Here is a 16382-nt window from a genome sequence, read left to right on the forward strand (position 1 = left end):
GAATTATGAATAGTAAATGATGAATTTGTTCGTAGTTTGCAGTGAAATGTTATAAATATGAATATTTATGCGGAATTATACGATGGATTAAAAGAAAAAATGAAGTGAGTCGTAAAAATAGTCAAGTAGCTAAAATTGTTCGGAAAGAATGGTTATGCAAAGCAAAACGATGCTGTCCGGCTATTTTAGCTACTATTTGTCTGACTATTTCCTATGTCTATTTAAGTGCATTTTTCAGTTTCAGAATGGCTTTTTCCGGATCTTTTTCTTCTTCAAGCAGAGTGACAAAGCGGCTACCGATGATAGCTCCGGAAGCATGTTCGCAAGCTGCTTGAAAAGTAGCTTTGTTGGAGATACCGAAACCTACCATTAGCGGGTTGCGTAGATTCATGTCTTCGATCTTTTTGAAATAGGCACGTTTCTGTTCGTTGAAGTCCTGTTGTGCGCCTGTAGTAGCTGCGGATGAAACCATATAGATGAATCCGTCTGTATGTGCATCGATCTCACGTACCCGCTCTTCACTGGTCTCCGGGGTGATGAGCATGATTACTTTGATTCCATAACGTTCGGCAATGATACGGTAGTGATCCTGATAATCTCTGAAAGGTAAGTCGGGGATGATAACGCCGTCTATTCCGCATTCCACGCATTTGCGGCAGAAGTTTTCAAATCCGAACTGCATAATAGGGTTTAAGTATCCCATAAATACCAATGGAATGCTTACTTCCTGACGAATGTTTCGTAATTGTTCGAAAAGGAGTTTCAGTGACATGCCGTTTCGTAATGCCTGAGTGGCAGCGTTTTGGATGACAATACCGTCCGCCATTGGATCACTGAATGGGATTCCGATTTCGATCATGCTGACGCCATGTTTTTCGAGAGTACGGATGACATTGACTGTTCCATCAAGGGCAGGATCACCTGCACAAAAATAAATAGAAAGAATATCTTTCTTGTTGCTATTAAAGAGTTGATTAATTCTGTTCATGATTTTGAGAATTTAAATTTATGACTTTAGTTCATTTAGAAACATCCGGATTCGTTCCGGGTCCTTTTCCCCGGGCTTCAGTTCGAAACGGCTGTTCAGGTCGTACCCTGCCAGACGGGGATGGTTGAATGCTTTCAATGCATTGGCACTGTGTGAGTTGATACCGCCACTCAATAGGAATGGAACTTGTCCGTTGTAGGTATGCAGAATGTTCCAGTCGAATTGGTTTCCTGAGCCACCATACTGCTCACATTTCGTATCAAACAGGAAAAGATTGCAAGCTTTTTCATACTTGCTTATGTGATTCAAGTCTTTTGGGCGAGCCACAGAAAAAGCTTTGATGATTTTCAGGCCGGAGGTGCGCAATGACTGACAGTATTCCGGTGATTCTTTGCCGTGGAGCTGGATATATTCCAGCCCGAAACGGTCGGCGTACATCGTGATTACATCTTTGTCTTCATTCACAAAAACTCCGACACGGCGGGCACGAACGGGTAGGTAAGCGGGAAGTTCGTAGATATAACGGGGAGATTTGGGATAGAAGATAAATCCTATCATATCCACTTTTTGTAGTGACTCCACATCCCGTATATTGGGGGCTTCACGCATACCGCATACTTTGATGATTTTTCCGTTGATCATAGGGCTGTCCGTTTTTGGAAGTTCATGTATTTATTGAATGGCTTTCAGAAAGTTCTGCAGCGTTTCTCCCGGTTGCGGAGTTTTCATAAATGTCTCTCCGATGAGGAATCCCCGGAATCCGGCAGTCCGAAGACGTTTTACCACTTCCGGATCGGAAATGCCACTCTCCGATACTAATACCGCATCTTGTGGAAGTTGTCCTGCCAGTCGGAAAGAGTTTTCTACATCTGTGAAGAAAGTACCCAGATTGCGATTATTAATCCCAATCATATCAATTTTACTATTAATATAAGGTAACTCTTCCGCACTATGGATTTCAAGTAATACTTCCAGTCCCAGTTCATGTGCCTGCTCTGCCAGTTCCTGACATTTTTCCTGTTTCAGTGCGGCGGCGATAAGAAGTACGGCGTCCGCACCGACAATTTTTGCCTGATATAACTGATACTCATCAATGATAAAGTCTTTTCTTATAATGGGAACATCGACCAAAGGACGTGCTGTACGGATATCTTTCAGACTTCCTCCAAAAAACTTCTCATCAGTGAGAATAGAGAGGGCGGAAGCACCTGCCGCAAGGTATGACGGAATAATTTCTTCGGGACGTGCCTCCTGTTTGATCCACCCTTTGGATGGCGAGCGACGCTTAAATTCGGCTATAATACCGGAATCGGAAGAAGCCAATGCCTGTTTCATAGAACGGGCAGCCGGAACTTCATTGATACCTTCCTGCAACTGTTCGATGGAAATAGCCTGCTTTTGCAAATCGACTTCAAACCGTTTGTTAGCTATAATTTCGGATAATATATCTTTCATTAATCTTAAATTTTGAATCAAGGCAAAGGATATCGCATATTCATCCTTTACCACTTATCATTTATAACTTATTACCTATTACTTATTATTCAATTCAATGAATTTCTTCAGTGTAGCCAATGCCCGGCCACTTTCCAGTGATTCTTTAGCGAGGGCGATGCACTCTTCAATCGTTTTTTCCGGACGAACTACTTGAATAGCGAAAGCTGCATTGATAACAACCACGTTTTTCTGTGCTTCCGTAGCTGTATTGTTCATGATGTTATCAAAGATTTTAGCAGCATCTTCCGGTGTCTGTCCACCATCCAGATCAGTATCCTGATAACGTGCAAATCCGAGACCTTCCGGAGTATAAATCTTCTCATTGCCACAGGTAGCTACCTTAAACTCGTTCGTCAGAGAAATCTCATCATATCCGTCCAGGCTATGTACAACGGCAAATTTAGTCTTACTCTCCTGATAAGTATAGGTATAAAGGCGCAAAAGTGGAAGATTATACACACCTAAAAGCTGATAAGTCGGCAATACAGGATTGACCAACGGACCGAGCATATTAAAGAATGTACGTACCGCCAATCCTTTACGGATCGGGGCAACTGCCTTCAGTGCCGGATTGAATAAAGGAGCGTGCAGATAAGCAATATTACATTGTTCCATGCTGCGCCGCATCTGATCAACATCACTTGTGAATTTAACCCCATGTTGCTCCATCACATTGCTGGCACCGCTGACTGAAGTAGCTCCATAATTGCCATGTTTTACTACCGGAATACCTGCTCCGGCTACTGTAAAGCAGGCCGCCGTAGAAATGTTGAACGTATTTTTTCCATCTCCTCCCGTACCGACAATATCGATCGGAGCAAACTCGCTCAAATCAACCGGAACCCGCATTTCCAATAATGCATCACGGAATCCGCATAATTCTTCGACAGAAATATTACGCATCAGAAAGACAGTAATCAGTGATGCTACCTGTACGTCATTATATTTCCCTTGTGCGATGTTTTGCAGGATAGTACGTGCTTCATCGCGTCCCAAATATTGGTGTTCGAAAAGTTTATATAGAATCTGTTTCATAAGTTTATTCGTTTAAGAAGTTTTTGATGATTTCTTTTCCTTGCGGAGTCAGTACGGATTCGGGATGGAACTGGATGCCATGTACATCATAGGTTTTGTGACGTAATGCCATGATTTGTCCTTCCTGACTTTCAGCAGTTATCTCCAGGCACTCGGGAAAACCTTCCCGGCTGACTACCCAGGAATGATAACGTCCGACAGGTATCTCTTTGCCCAGCCCTTCAAAAAGTACGTCTTTCTGCAGGATGCTGATCGGTGTCTGTACACCGTGATATACTTCTTTCAGGTTTTCCAGTCGTGCACCAAAAGCCTCGCCGATGGCCTGATGTCCCAGACAAACGCCTAAAATACTCTTTGTCGGTGCATATCGTTTGATAATGGGCAATAGCAAGCCTGCTTCTTCGGGTATTCCCGGCCCCGGTGAAAGTATGATCTTATCAAATCGTTCCACTTCATCAAGGTTTATCTGGTCGTTGCGGACTACTTCGACGTCTGTAGCTCCCAGTTCTTTCACTGCATGCAGCAAATTGTAGGTGAAAGAATCATAGTTATCTAAAAGTAATATTTTCATTTTATTGTTATTGTAAAATTGTTGTTCAAATACTGTTTCTGACTTATCAGGCAGATCGCTCTGAACAGTTAGTTTTTTAAATTAACAGCTAAATCGATAGCCTTTTTAAGAGCTCCTAATTTATTGTTTACCTCTTGCAGCTCGTATTCATCCTGACTGCGTGCAACGATACCGCCTCCGGCCTGGAACCACAACTCGTTATTCCGGCTGACAAAAGTACGGATGGTGATTGCCTGGTTCAGTTCTCCGTTAAGTCCGATAAAGCCGATACAGCCGCCATAAGCACCGCGGTTATGAGGTTCGATTTCACTGATCAGCTGCATGGCGCGTACTTTCGGTGCTCCGCTCAACGTTCCCGCAGGGAAAGTATCGATGAAAGTTTTAATCTTATCCGCCCCTTCATTCAGCTGACCGCTCACGCGGCTGACCAGATGAATCACATGACTGTAATACTGTGGTTCCTTATAAAACAATACCCGTACATCATGGCAATTACGTGAAAGATCATTTCTTGCCAGATCAACCAGCATCACATGCTCCGCGTTCTCTTTCGGATCGGCAAGCAGTGCTTCTGCCAATTCGCGGTCTTTTACCGTATCTCCGGTACGGCGGGTTGTTCCGGCAATCGGGTCGATGTAGGCACGTCCGTCTTCAATTTTACAGTGAGTCTCCGGAGAAGAACCGAAAATGCGGTATCCTCCGAAATCGAAATAGAAAAGATAAGGAGAAGGGTTGATGCTGCGAAGAGCACGATAAACTTTGAAATCATCTCCGGCATAAGGCTGGACGAATCTTCTGGAAAGGACAATCTGAAAAACATCACCACGCATACAATGGGCAATACCCTTGCGAACGTTCGCTTTATGTTCCTCATCGGAGATCGGGCTGCTGACAGGACCTGTCACCGAGAAATTATAAGAAGCATAATTTCTGTTTTCGATAGCGGCCTCCAGTTCCGGCAAACCGCTTTCTTCACCTTCGCCCAGCATTTCTACCAATGTCAATTCATTCTTGAAATGATTGAAAACGATGATATACTTATATAATATGTATAGCAAGTCCGGAGCATCATTCTGCTCATCATGACTTTCTTTCACCGGGATATGTTCGAAGTATTTCACTGCGTTGAATGTGGTGTATCCGTAAAGTCCGCACACATTCTTGTTTTCTCCGGTCACTTGAAACTGACTGATGAATTGATTCATCGCTTTTTCTACCGTGAATGATTGGGTGAGCGGCTCTTCCTTCCGACTATTGTCAGGATAACTGGCAGTGACTATTCCGCTATTGACACCGATACTTGCCAGCGGACAAAGAGCGATGAACGAGAGGGAATTTTCTCCTGCATGATAATCGGAACTCTCCATCAATGCAGATTGTGGGTACATATCACGTACTTTCAGATAGATACTGACAGGAGTGTGCATATCTCCGAGTACCTGTTTGCTATGGGCTGTATAACTGAATGTTTTCATTTTTATAATTTCTAAATTCAAACTACAAAACTAGATGTTGATAATCACTTTTCATTGAAAGACAAATAAGTTTCAATGTCTTTGTCGCCACGTCCCGATACGGTCAGTACAACCACATCTTCCGGTTTGAACTTCAATTTTTTCAGCGCACCCAGTGCGTGGGCAGATTCCAGTGCGGGAATGATTCCTTCAAGTTTGGTCAGTTCATAAGCGGCTTCTATTGCTTCGTCATCATTGACAGCCAATACGGTAGCCCGTCTTTGAGCGGCAAGATTGGCGTGTATCGGTCCGATTCCCGGATAGTCCAGTCCGGCGGAGATAGAGTAGGGTTCTTCAATCTGTCCGTCTTCGTTCTGGATAACGTAAGTACGGGCTCCATGGATAATGCCCATTTTCCCAAGCTGTATAGTGGCGGCGGTCATTCCGGTTTCTATTCCTTTTCCTCCTGCTTCTGCCAGAATGATGCCTACCCTTTCGTCATTGATATAATGATAAATCGTTCCGGCGGCATTGCTTCCTCCACCTACACAGGCTATCAGATAATCAGGGTGATCACGTCCTTCTTTCTCCATAAGTTGTTTTTTGATTTCTTCGCTGATTACGGATTGCAGGCGTGCCACCATGTCGGGATAAGGATGGGGACCTACTGTTGAGCCGATGATATAATAAGTGTCGGCAGGATGACAGCACCAGTCGCGGATTGCTTCGTTGGTCGCATCTTTCAGTGTCATGTTGCCGGAAGTGACCGGGATTACGGTAGCTCCCAGCATCTTCATTTTTTCGACATTGATGTGCTGGCGCTCAACGTCCGTTTTACCCATATAGACAATACATTCCATATCCATCAAAGCACATACGGTAGCCGTTGCAACGCCGTGTTGTCCGGCTCCGGTTTCAGCGATAATACGTTTCTTTCCCATGCGGCGTGCCAGCAAAATCTGTCCGATAGTATTATTGATTTTGTGGGCACCTGTATGGTTCAGGTCTTCCCGTTTCAGATACATTTTGCAACCATACTTTTCTGAAAGTCTGCGGGCGAGATAGAGTGGGGAAGGGCGGCCTACGTAGTCACGCAGCAACTGGTCAAACTCCTTTTTGAAATCTTCGCTTTCGAGCACTCCGAGGTACGTATTCTTCAGTTCCTCTACACATTTGTGGAGAATTTCCGGAACATAAGCGCCGCCGAACTCTCCGTAGTAACCATCCTGATCAACTAAAAAACTTTTCATAATCCTATTTTTATTTATTATTATTTATTCGATTTTCAAAAACGGGCAAATAAAAAGAGCCCTGTCGCAGGTTGCGACAGGGCTCTTTCAAATTTGTTATATCTTTAATGAGGTATATACATACGAGCACTGCTCCCTTACGACTGTCGGAGTTGTAACGGGCGCCACCACCAATATGTATTTACTAACATTGTTCTCATTGTCTTTTGTTATTTATCGGGGACAAATATAGACACTTTGTTTGAAACAACAAACAAAATCTTACTTTTTTCTTTTTCCCCTTCATTTTTCTGATATAGAACAATTTTCTGCCTGATCTGTTCTTATAAATATTGAATATTTAAACGAAAAACAATTATGAAACAGAGAAAAGTCTTAGTAGGTATCGCTATTGCCATTTTTTATTATATTATTGCTTTATTGGTTATTGGTAGCTGAAGATATGAAACCTTGGCTGTCCGCTATGGTTCCTTCAGCCTTGCAACAATTCATTGCCTGATCCCGACAGGTTTCAGATAATTGGCGTATATTTGCAAGGTTAGTAACTAATAACCAAAATAATAACAATAGACAGATATGGAAAATTTTATCTTTCAGAATCCCGTAAAGCTGATTATGGGGCATGGAATGATTGCCCGGTTGAGCAAAGAAATACCATCCGACAAACGTATCATGATAACTTTTGGCGGAGGCAGCGTGAAAAAGAATGGTGTGTATGATCAGGTAAAAGAAGCGCTTAAAGACCATTTTACAATAGAGTTTTGGGGCATCGAGCCTAATCCGGCCATCGAAACGCTTCGCAAGGCGATTGCTTTGGGCAAGGAGCAGAAAGTCGATTATCTATTGGCTGTAGGCGGTGGTTCTGTGATTGATGGTACGAAATTGATTTCCGCAGGTTTGTTGTACGACGGTGATGCATGGGATTTGGTACTTGCCGGACGTCCGGTTACCAAGACTGTTCCGCTTTCTACCGTATTGACACTTCCTGCCACAGGTTCGGAAATGAATAACGGAGCTGTCATCTCTCGTCACGAAACTAAGGAAAAATATCCTTTTTATTCCAATTTCCCATTGTTCTCTATTCTTGATCCGGAAGTAACCTTTACTCTACCTCCTCATCAGGTGGCGTGCGGATTGGCGGATACATTCGTTCATGTGATGGAACAATACATGACAGTTGCCGGACAAAGCCGTGTGATGGACCGTTGGGCGGAAGGTATCCTGCAAACTCTGGTAGAAATAGCTCCAAAGATTCGTGAGAACCAGCATGATTATCAGCTTATGGCAGATTTCATGCTTTCTGCAACAATGGCATTGAATGGCTTCATTGCAATGGGAGTGTCTCAGGACTGGGCGACTCACATGATCGGTCATGAAATCACTGCATTGCATGGACTGACACATGGGCATACGCTGGTGATTATTCTCCCGGCAACTTTACGTGTCCTTCGGGAAGCGAAAGGAGACAAGTTGGTGCAATACGGTGAAAGAGTATGGGGAATTACTTCCGGAACGAAAGAAGAACGCATTGATGAAGCAATTGATCGTACTGAAGAGTTTTTCCGTTCATTGGGCTTGACTACTCGTCTGCATGAAGAAAATATCGGTGAAGAAACCGTTTTGGAAATTGAACGCCGGTTTAATGAACGTGGTGCCAAGTATGGAGAAAATGAGAATGTGACAGGAGCTGTTGCCCGTAAAATATTGGAGGCTGCCCTCTGATCGCTTCTTTTATAATCTAAAATAATAAAGCTGCCCGAAAGGATTTGTTTACTGTCATGATGGCAGAGATAAATATACTTTTCGGGCAGTTTTGTTAGTTATAATCAGTATCAGGTTTTATGCTTTTTCATGTATCGGAAGTCTGAACCAGAAGCACGAACCTTTTCCTTCTTTAGAATCTGCTCCGATAGTGCCGCCTAAGCGCTCTACGATCACCCGGCAGATAGCCAGACCAAGTCCCGTACCTTTTGCGAATGTATTCAACTTGACGAAACGTTCGAATACTTCGTTTATTTTATCCGCCGGAATCCCAATTCCCGTGTCTTTTACATAGAAGTAGATTTCATCTTTTGCTTCGTCAATCCGGTATCCCATTTGAATGGAACCTTTCGGAGTGAACTTCATCGCATTGTTTGTGAAGTTGATGATTACTTGCGAAAGACGTACGCGGTCTGTGTTGAGAATACATTCTTCCGCTTTCTCCGTGAAGGTGATCGCCACGTCGGGAGAAGTGTTTTTCTCTTGCATTTGCCTGCAAATACCTTCCATCAGATCATTGATATCGGTAGGGGCAAGAGTAAACTCCATCGTTCCGGCTTCTATTTTGGAAAGATCGAGAATATCATCTATCAATTGCAGTAACAACTCATTGTTACTGGACACTATCTTCATGTATTCCTGTTTCTCTTCCTCTTCACCCGTTTGGCAAATCATGTCAGAGAATCCAATAATCGCATTCAACGGAGTACGTATCTCGTGACTCATGTTGGCAAGGAAAGCTGATTTCAGACGGTTTGATTCTTCTGCTTTTTCTTTTGCTTCCTGTAGCATCTTGTCCATTTTCACCTTTTCGGTGATGTCTTCGAAGCGCAACAGACCGCCGATGATTTCTATTCCTTCATTATCATAAACCGGAGTAGCTGTCACTTCAAAGTCTACCTGATCTATCTGGATAGTATGGCGTATGATTTTTCCTTGTTCAATCGCTTTCTGAAAGGCGCATTGTTCGCATGGAGTATCCCGGAGTGCACTTGTTTTGTAGCAGATTTGTCCCGGTGTATAATGCCTTCCTTTCACGAGGCTGGCAATTTGCGTCGTTTCTTCCCATTGTACCAGATAGTTTTTGTCGATATAAATGAGCCCGAAGTTGACGCTCTTCAAAGCTAGCTTTTGTTTGTTCAGCGCTTTTTCCAGTTCTTCTTTGGCGGCAATCAGTTCTCGTTCGTAAGTCTTTAGCCGGGTGATGTCCCATCGGGTCACTAACAGCCATTTTTTCTTTTCCTTCCATTTGATAATCGATTTTACGGCAATTGTATCATGTACTGCTCCGTCCACTGTGCTGTAGCTTTCTTCTGCCCGGTATATCTTGTCTGCCTGCACAAGTGATTCATCCACATCACGGTATTTTCTGCCCCGTTCTTCTCCATAGATTTCGTAGTCTGTGCATCCTATTGCTTCTTCCCGCTTAATGCCGGATTGCAGTTCGGATTCTTTGTTCCAGTAATAGTATCGGAAACTATTCTGGATATCTTTTACCATAATAGGGAAAGGGAGGTTATCGAGTATATCGAATAAAGAATGATAGTAATCCTGTTCTTTTCCTATATTCTTTTTAAGTTGTCGTAGTCTGTATAATAAAAAGCAGATGATCAGGAGTAAAAAGCCTATTAGTAAATAATAATAACTCCAATGCTGGTCTGTAATCCATATAACGGATAGTATATTGTTTGCCATAATTTATGTTTGTACTAAATCTGTGGTAAATATATGCATTTTTTGTAATTCACAAAGGAAATTTCTGAAATATATTGTTTATCAGCCTTATAAAACTCTTCTGAAAAGAATACCTTTACTGATTAGTAGAACTTTGGTGCCTTCTATTTCCGGTTCGGTTTTAAAATGTTTTTGATGGAACGTATTTTCGTAAAGAGTAAGAATGTATTAAAATATTAAATGATGTCCCATGAACCAAAAACAATTCTAATTTGTTTTTATAACGGCAAAGTATTTTTTAATTTTGCTCCTCCAAAATAAATCTTTGATACATTCAGGATAAAACAATCATTTTATTTTTAGCTTATGTTGATAACCATTATCATTCTCGTTCTTTCGGCTATCTTTTTTGTAAACGGTAAGATACGTTCGGATCTTGTGGCACTATGTGCGTTAGTAGCTTTGCTTATCTTTCAGATATTAACACCCGACGAAGCCCTTTCCGGTTTCTCCAATTCGGTAGTCATTATGATGATCGGATTGTTTGTCGTGGGCGGAGCTATTTTTCAGACAGGACTGGCAAAAATGATAAGTTCGCGTATCCTTAAACTTGCTGGAAACAGTGAAATTCGCCTCTTCTTCCTTGTTATGTTGGTCACTTCCGCTATCGGTGCGTTTGTCAGTAATACCGGAACGGTGGCACTGATGCTTCCCATTGTGGTCAGTCTGGCGATGAGCGCCAAAATGAATCCGAGTCGGTTGCTGATGCCGTTGGCCTTTGCCAGTAGTATGGGAGGTATGATGACGCTGATTGGTACACCGCCCAACCTTGTCATACAAAACACATTGACTTCCGCAGGCTTCGAACCGCTTTCTTTCTTTACTTTCCTGCCTGTAGGTTTGGTGAGTGTGGCTGTCGGTACGCTGGTTCTGATGCCGCTTAGTAAGTGGTTTCTTTCTAAAAAAGGGCAGAAAGATGATAACAGCCGTTCGGGTAAGTCGCTGAAACAGTTGGTGAATGAATATGGTCTTTCCAGTAATCTGTTCCGTATGCAGGTGATTAAAGACTCCCGCCTTTTGGGAAAGACCATCCTCGATCTGGATATTCGTCGTAAATATGGACTTAATATTATGGAAGTCCGTCGTGGAGATGCTTCGCAGCACCGTTTTCTGAAGACTATTACTCAGAAACTTGCCGAACCGGATACTATGCTGGAAGCGGAAGATATTCTGTATGTGACGGGAGAATTTGATAAAGTGCAGCAATTTGCCGAAGATTATCTGCTGGATATATTGGATGATCATGCTACGGAAGAGACGAAAAGCACTACTAATTCGCTTGATTTTTATGATATCGGTATTGCCGAAATAGTATTGATGCCTGCTTCCAATCTGGTCAATCAGACTATTAAAGAGTCCGGATTCCGTGATAAGTTTAATGTGAATGTATTAGGTATCCGTCGTAAAAAGGAATATCTGTTGCAGGATTTGGGAAATGAGCGGATTCATAGTGGTGATGTGCTTTTAGTGCAGGGAACTTGGGGTAATATTGCCCGGCTTAGTAAGGAAGATTCGGATTGGGTAGTGTTGGGACAGCCTTTGGCAGAAGCGGCTAAAGTAACTTTGGACTATAAAGCACCTGTTGCTGCTGCTATCATGGTATTGATGGTAGCAATGATGGTATTCGATTTTATTCCGGTTGCACCTGTTACGGCCGTTATGATAGCAGGTATCCTGATGGTTTTGACGGGATGTTTCCGTAATGTGGAAGCAGCTTACAAAACAATCAACTGGGAAAGTATTGTATTGATTGCGGCTATGCTTCCTATGTCTTTGGCATTAGAGAAAACAGGCGCTTCGGAGTACATCTCCAATACTTTGGTAAGTGGGCTTGGATCTTACGGACCGATAGCATTGATGGCTGGTATTTATTTTACGACATCATTGATGACTATGTTTATCAGTAATACCGCTACTGCTGTCTTGCTTGCACCGATTGCTTTGCAAAGTGCTATGCAGATCGGAGTTAGTCCGGTTCCTTTCCTGTTTGCCGTGACGGTGGGTGCAAGTATGTGTTTCGCTTCTCCGTTCTCTACACCGCCTAATGCGCTGGTGATGCCTGCCGGACAATATACTTTTATGGATTATATAAAAGTGGGATTACCGTTGCAGATTATCATGGGAATTGTGATGATATTGGTGCTGCCTCTGATTTTCCCATTCTGACAGATTTAGTATAACGTTTTAGCAACTGCCTTGTAGTCTGATATCAGATTACAGGGCAGTTGTTATTATATCAATAGATGATTGCTTTTATCATAATGTTCGGTGATAAGTCTTTCTTCTGTCATTTGTTTGTAGAAAGATCCGATTTGCTTTCCTGCCTGTTTTTTAATAATCTTCTGTTAGCTTGGAAAGGTGGTTGAATTATCGCAAATATACGGTTGATTTGCATGAAATGACCGTATGATTCGGTGAAAAACACCGTATTGTTTGTGAAAAAGATGCGGATGAAGTAACCAAAAGATGCAGATGGTGTCACTAAAAGGTAGGTATGATGTAAGTAAACCATTGCTATAGTGTCATTATACCGATAAAACTGTCTTTATTTAATACTTTTGACCTTCTCTGTTTTCTATTTCGCTCTTTGGAAAGTTTAGATGGCTAATGTTGAAAATAAACAGAACTGATGAAAATATAATCATGTAGATATATAAGTAGAGTATAATATATTAATAAGTGCTGAATTGGATGTAAATGCTGATTTTTTGATATATGCTAGTTGCCCAACAATCGCGAAAAAATATCAATAGTAGTATGACCGGCTAAAGAAGCCCTTCTTGATGCATTACGAATTACAAACTGTCAAAAACATACTTATCTTTCAGAATGTCATTTTATACATGAAGAAAGATGGAATTTATAGAAAAAGGCTCCTGATGCAAATGACTTATCATTCGGATATCAGGAGCCTTTTATCTATTTATTGAACCTTTGGTGCGACAGGTGTATTCATCTTCTGAGTGTACAGGCTGTCGATAATTCCGTCGGACAGTCCGATGGTAGGTACAATGATTCCGGTAGCTTTCACATTCATAGCTACTTCCAGAAATATCTCCGCAGCCGGAACGATGACATCAGCCCGATCAGGTTTTAGCTTATACTGTTTGATACGTTGCTCGGCAGGAAGAGCTTGCAATGCTTCGTAAATTTCACGTAGCGATTCGACGGGTAGGAGAGAAGCCTTTTTGTCTTTCTTGTCTGCCAGACGGAAAAGCTTATTGATGTTTCCTCCCGAACCGATGATGCTGATAGGCGCGTATTCCGCGGCAAGCCCTATGAGGTCGGTGCGTAAAGCCTCTTTTTCTTCTTCTTTCACCATGCCGCTGAGCATGCGAACCGTTCCGATATTGTATGAACGGGAATTTTTCAGTTCTCCGTTACTGATCAGATTAATCTCGGTGCTGCCACCGCCGACATCTACATACAGGTAGTTTTGTCCGGAAGCAAAAAGTTGCTCGATATGGTTGTCATATACAATGTGTGCTTCTTCTTGACCGTCGATGATATCTACGCGGATACCTGTTTTCCTGGCTATTTGTCGGGTGATGTCCTTTCCGTTGCGTGCGTCACGCATGGCGGACGTAGCACAGGCACGGTAATCTACTACGTCATATATCTTCATCAACTGTTTGTAGGCTTTCATCAGCCGGATCAGTTTCTTTTCTTTTTCAGCAGAAATAACTCCCATGGTAAAAGCATCTTCTCCCAGTCGTAAGGGAATGCGGATGAGTTGTACCTTGCTCATTAATTCGGGAGCGTTTTCTTCGTTTACGCATTTTATCAATAGCCGCACGGCATTCGAACCTATGTCGATAGCTGCATAATTAACTTTCTTCATACTTATCATAATGTATTCTTGTATTTTCTATATAATTCTTCTTGCGAACGGAAAACGACAGTGGCTGTCTCTGCTTCGGCAAGGGCAGGAGTGAAGTCTTTGCAGAGTGTGGAAGGTCGGTTTTCCCAAGGTCGGTTTTCTCCGGTCCCGTCTACGATACGTCCTTTGGCCGTATCCCGATATCCGTAGCAGACAATTCGTTTTAAGTCTGCCTGTATTTCTTTGTCGTACACCGGAGCCAGTACTTCGATCCGGTTATCAAGGTTGCGGGGCATCCAGTCGGCAGAACCGATATAATATTTTTCTTCTCCGCCATTGGCAAAGATAAAGATACGGGAGTGTTCAAGATATCGGTCGATAATACCGTTGATATGGATATTTTCACTGATATCTGCGATGCCTGTCACCAGCGAACAGTTGCCGCGTACTACCAGTTCCACTTGAACTCCGGCTGTCGAGGCTTCGTAGAGTTTTTCTATAAGCGCACGGTCGGTAATATGGTTTACTTTTGCCAGAATATAGGCTTCTTTCCCTTGTTCCTTGTTCTTTATTTCCTTGCTGATGAGAGCAATCAGACGTTTGCGCATATCGTTGGGTGAAACCAGTAATTCTTTGAAATTGACGGGAGTGTATGGTTTCTCAATAAAGTCGAAAACGGCATTCACTTCTCGTACCAGCAGACGATGGGCGGTCATGATGGTATAATCGGTATACATACGTGCGTTTCCTTCATGAAAGTTTCCTGTGCTGATGCAGGCAATGTCTCCGTGACGGGTACCGATATGTACCAGTTTGGAATGAATCTTCAGTCCCTCCACTCCGAAGATAACGTGGATGCCTGCGTCCTGCATTCTTTTGCTCCAGTTGATGTTGGATGCTTCGTCGAAACGTGCCAGTAGTTCGATGACCACCGTTACTTTCTTCCCGTTTTTGGCTGCGCAGATCAGTGCTTTGATCACTTTTGATTCTTTAGCGAGCCGGTAAAGTGTCATCTTGATACTTTTTACTTCTTTGCTGATGGCTGCTTCACGAAGTACGCGGATGAAAGTATCGAAGCTATGGAATGGATAATGCAGGGAGCGGTCCTTCTGACGAATCAATGTGAGCAGGCTTTCTTTGCCGTTTAGTTCGGGCTTGAAAACCGGTTCCCAGACGGGATACTTTAAGTCGTAGCGACCGCACACCGGAAATTTCATCAAGTCTTTGAAGTTATGATAGCGTCCTCCTGCCACACGGGTGTCGTTTTTATCCACATTCAGCCGGTCAACTAATCTTTTCAGTAAATCTTTGGGAATCTGTTCGTCATAAACGAATCGAATCGGTTCTCCTCTCTTCCGGCTTTTCACTCCTTTTGAAATCTTCTGAAGTACGCCTGTCCGCAGGTCGCTGTCTATCTCCATTTCCGCGTCTTTGGTGAATTTAAAGGTATATGCCTCGTAATCCGTATATTTCATGCCGACAAAAATCAACGGCAGACAATAGCGGATCACATCATCGAGAAACATCAGATATGTTTTCCCCTCCGAGTCCGGCAATTGGATAAAACGACCGTATTCTTCGGTGGGTAATTCGATCACTGCATAATCTTTCTCTTTTATTTTTCCTGTTTCGTCTTTACGAAGCAGGCGGATGGCGAGATAAATATCTTCGTCAGTCTGGTCGTCCAGCGGTCGGGCTCCGTTGAGGAAAAGAGGGGTGGTGGAGCCATTCAGTTTATTGCGATAGAAGGAGGTGATAAATGTCTTTTGGTCATCCGTCATTTCGGTGTCTTTGATGACGCAGATGTTCTCCTTCTTCAGTTCTTCCATGATAGAAGCGAAAGTATCTTCAAATTGTTCGTAGAAGCGGTTGTGTAGTTTGCTTATCTGTTTCAGTGTGCGTGTAACCGTTTCTTGTTCTTTCTGTATGTTTTTATCTGCATATTCGATAATCCGGTTCAGCGTAGCTACGCGGACGCGGAAAAACTCATCCAGATTATTGGAATAGATGCCAAGAAAAGTCAGGCGTTCCAGAAGAGGTACTTCCGGACGGGCAGCTTCGAGCAGGATACGCTGATTGAAGTACATCCAGCTGATGTCACGTTCTACATAAGGGCACTTCTTTTTTGTTTCGCTTGATTTCATGATGAAAAACCTGTTTATTAATTTTCTGCAAAATTATCTAAGTGAGGTGTAATGGCTATAACGATTTTGTTACGAACTTATTACAATCTACGTTTGTTATTTTTATATGTGAATAGAAACACTTATAT

Annotated in this window: 12 protein-coding genes; 2 read left to right on the forward strand and 10 right to left on the reverse strand. The window is 42.7% G+C overall.

Translation table 11 applies throughout. The features are described from left to right. Window positions 1-217 precede the first annotated feature (217 nt). From trpA to trpB, 7 genes are all read right to left on the reverse strand, one after another. Entirely contained in the window at window positions 218-988 is a 771-nt protein-coding gene (gene trpA, locus HMPREF9007_RS04705; RefSeq protein ID WP_008763090.1) for a tryptophan synthase subunit alpha, read from the reverse strand. 18 nt (window positions 989-1006) lie between these two features. Beyond that, entirely contained in the window at window positions 1007-1630 is a 624-nt protein-coding gene (locus tag HMPREF9007_RS04700; RefSeq protein WP_008763091.1) for a phosphoribosylanthranilate isomerase, read from the reverse strand. A gap of 30 nt (window positions 1631-1660) precedes the next feature. Further along, window positions 1661-2443 carry an indole-3-glycerol phosphate synthase TrpC gene (gene trpC / locus HMPREF9007_RS04695; RefSeq protein ID WP_008763092.1) on the reverse strand — a complete coding sequence of 261 codons (783 nt, stop codon included), beginning with the start codon at window positions 2441-2443 and terminating at the stop codon, window positions 1661-1663. Window positions 2444-2521: 78 nt separating this feature from the next. Further along, window positions 2522-3520, reverse strand: a complete 999-nt coding sequence (gene trpD, locus HMPREF9007_RS04690) for an anthranilate phosphoribosyltransferase (protein WP_008763093.1) — start codon at window positions 3518-3520, stop codon at window positions 2522-2524. A 4-nt stretch (window positions 3521-3524) separates the two neighbouring features. Then, a complete protein-coding gene (locus HMPREF9007_RS04685; protein ID WP_008763094.1) occupies window positions 3525-4091 on the reverse strand; it encodes an aminodeoxychorismate/anthranilate synthase component II in 567 nt (188 codons plus the stop codon). A gap of 68 nt (window positions 4092-4159) precedes the next feature. Beyond that, entirely contained in the window at window positions 4160-5566 is a 1407-nt protein-coding gene (locus HMPREF9007_RS04680) for an anthranilate synthase component I family protein (RefSeq protein WP_008763095.1), read from the reverse strand. A 44-nt stretch (window positions 5567-5610) separates the two neighbouring features. Continuing rightward, window positions 5611-6795 (reverse strand): tryptophan synthase subunit beta, encoded by a 1185-nt coding sequence (gene trpB / locus HMPREF9007_RS04675; protein WP_008763096.1) that lies wholly within the window; start codon window positions 6793-6795, stop codon window positions 5611-5613. Window positions 6796-7371: 576 nt separating this feature from the next. Between trpB and HMPREF9007_RS04670 the strand changes: the two genes are divergently transcribed. Then, window positions 7372-8517, forward strand: coding sequence for an iron-containing alcohol dehydrogenase (locus HMPREF9007_RS04670; protein WP_008763097.1), 1146 nt, complete (start codon window positions 7372-7374; stop codon window positions 8515-8517). A gap of 117 nt (window positions 8518-8634) precedes the next feature. Here HMPREF9007_RS04670 and HMPREF9007_RS04665 read toward each other — a convergent pair whose 3' ends face one another. Next, window positions 8635-10251, reverse strand: a complete 1617-nt coding sequence (locus tag HMPREF9007_RS04665; protein ID WP_008763098.1) for an ATP-binding protein — start codon at window positions 10249-10251, stop codon at window positions 8635-8637. A 345-nt stretch (window positions 10252-10596) separates the two neighbouring features. On the opposite strand from HMPREF9007_RS04665, the gene HMPREF9007_RS04660 reads away from it, so the two are divergent. Beyond that, entirely contained in the window at window positions 10597-12456 is a 1860-nt protein-coding gene (locus tag HMPREF9007_RS04660; RefSeq protein ID WP_008763099.1) for an SLC13 family permease, read from the forward strand. Window positions 12457-13213: 757 nt separating this feature from the next. On the opposite strand, the gene HMPREF9007_RS04655 is transcribed toward HMPREF9007_RS04660, so the two are convergent. Continuing rightward, window positions 13214-14140 carry an exopolyphosphatase gene (locus HMPREF9007_RS04655; RefSeq protein ID WP_008763100.1) on the reverse strand — a complete coding sequence of 309 codons (927 nt, stop codon included), beginning with the start codon at window positions 14138-14140 and terminating at the stop codon, window positions 13214-13216. Next, complete coding sequence (locus tag HMPREF9007_RS04650; protein WP_008763101.1) at window positions 14137-16254, reverse strand: RNA degradosome polyphosphate kinase; 2118 nt, start codon at window positions 16252-16254, stop codon at window positions 14137-14139. The genes HMPREF9007_RS04655 and HMPREF9007_RS04650 overlap by 4 nt, the downstream gene beginning before the upstream one ends. Window positions 16255-16382: the final 128 nt, after the last annotated feature.

The organism is Bacteroides sp. 1_1_14, assembly GCF_000162515.1.
GTDB classification, from domain to species: Bacteria; Bacteroidota; Bacteroidia; order Bacteroidales; family Bacteroidaceae; genus Bacteroides; species Bacteroides thetaiotaomicron.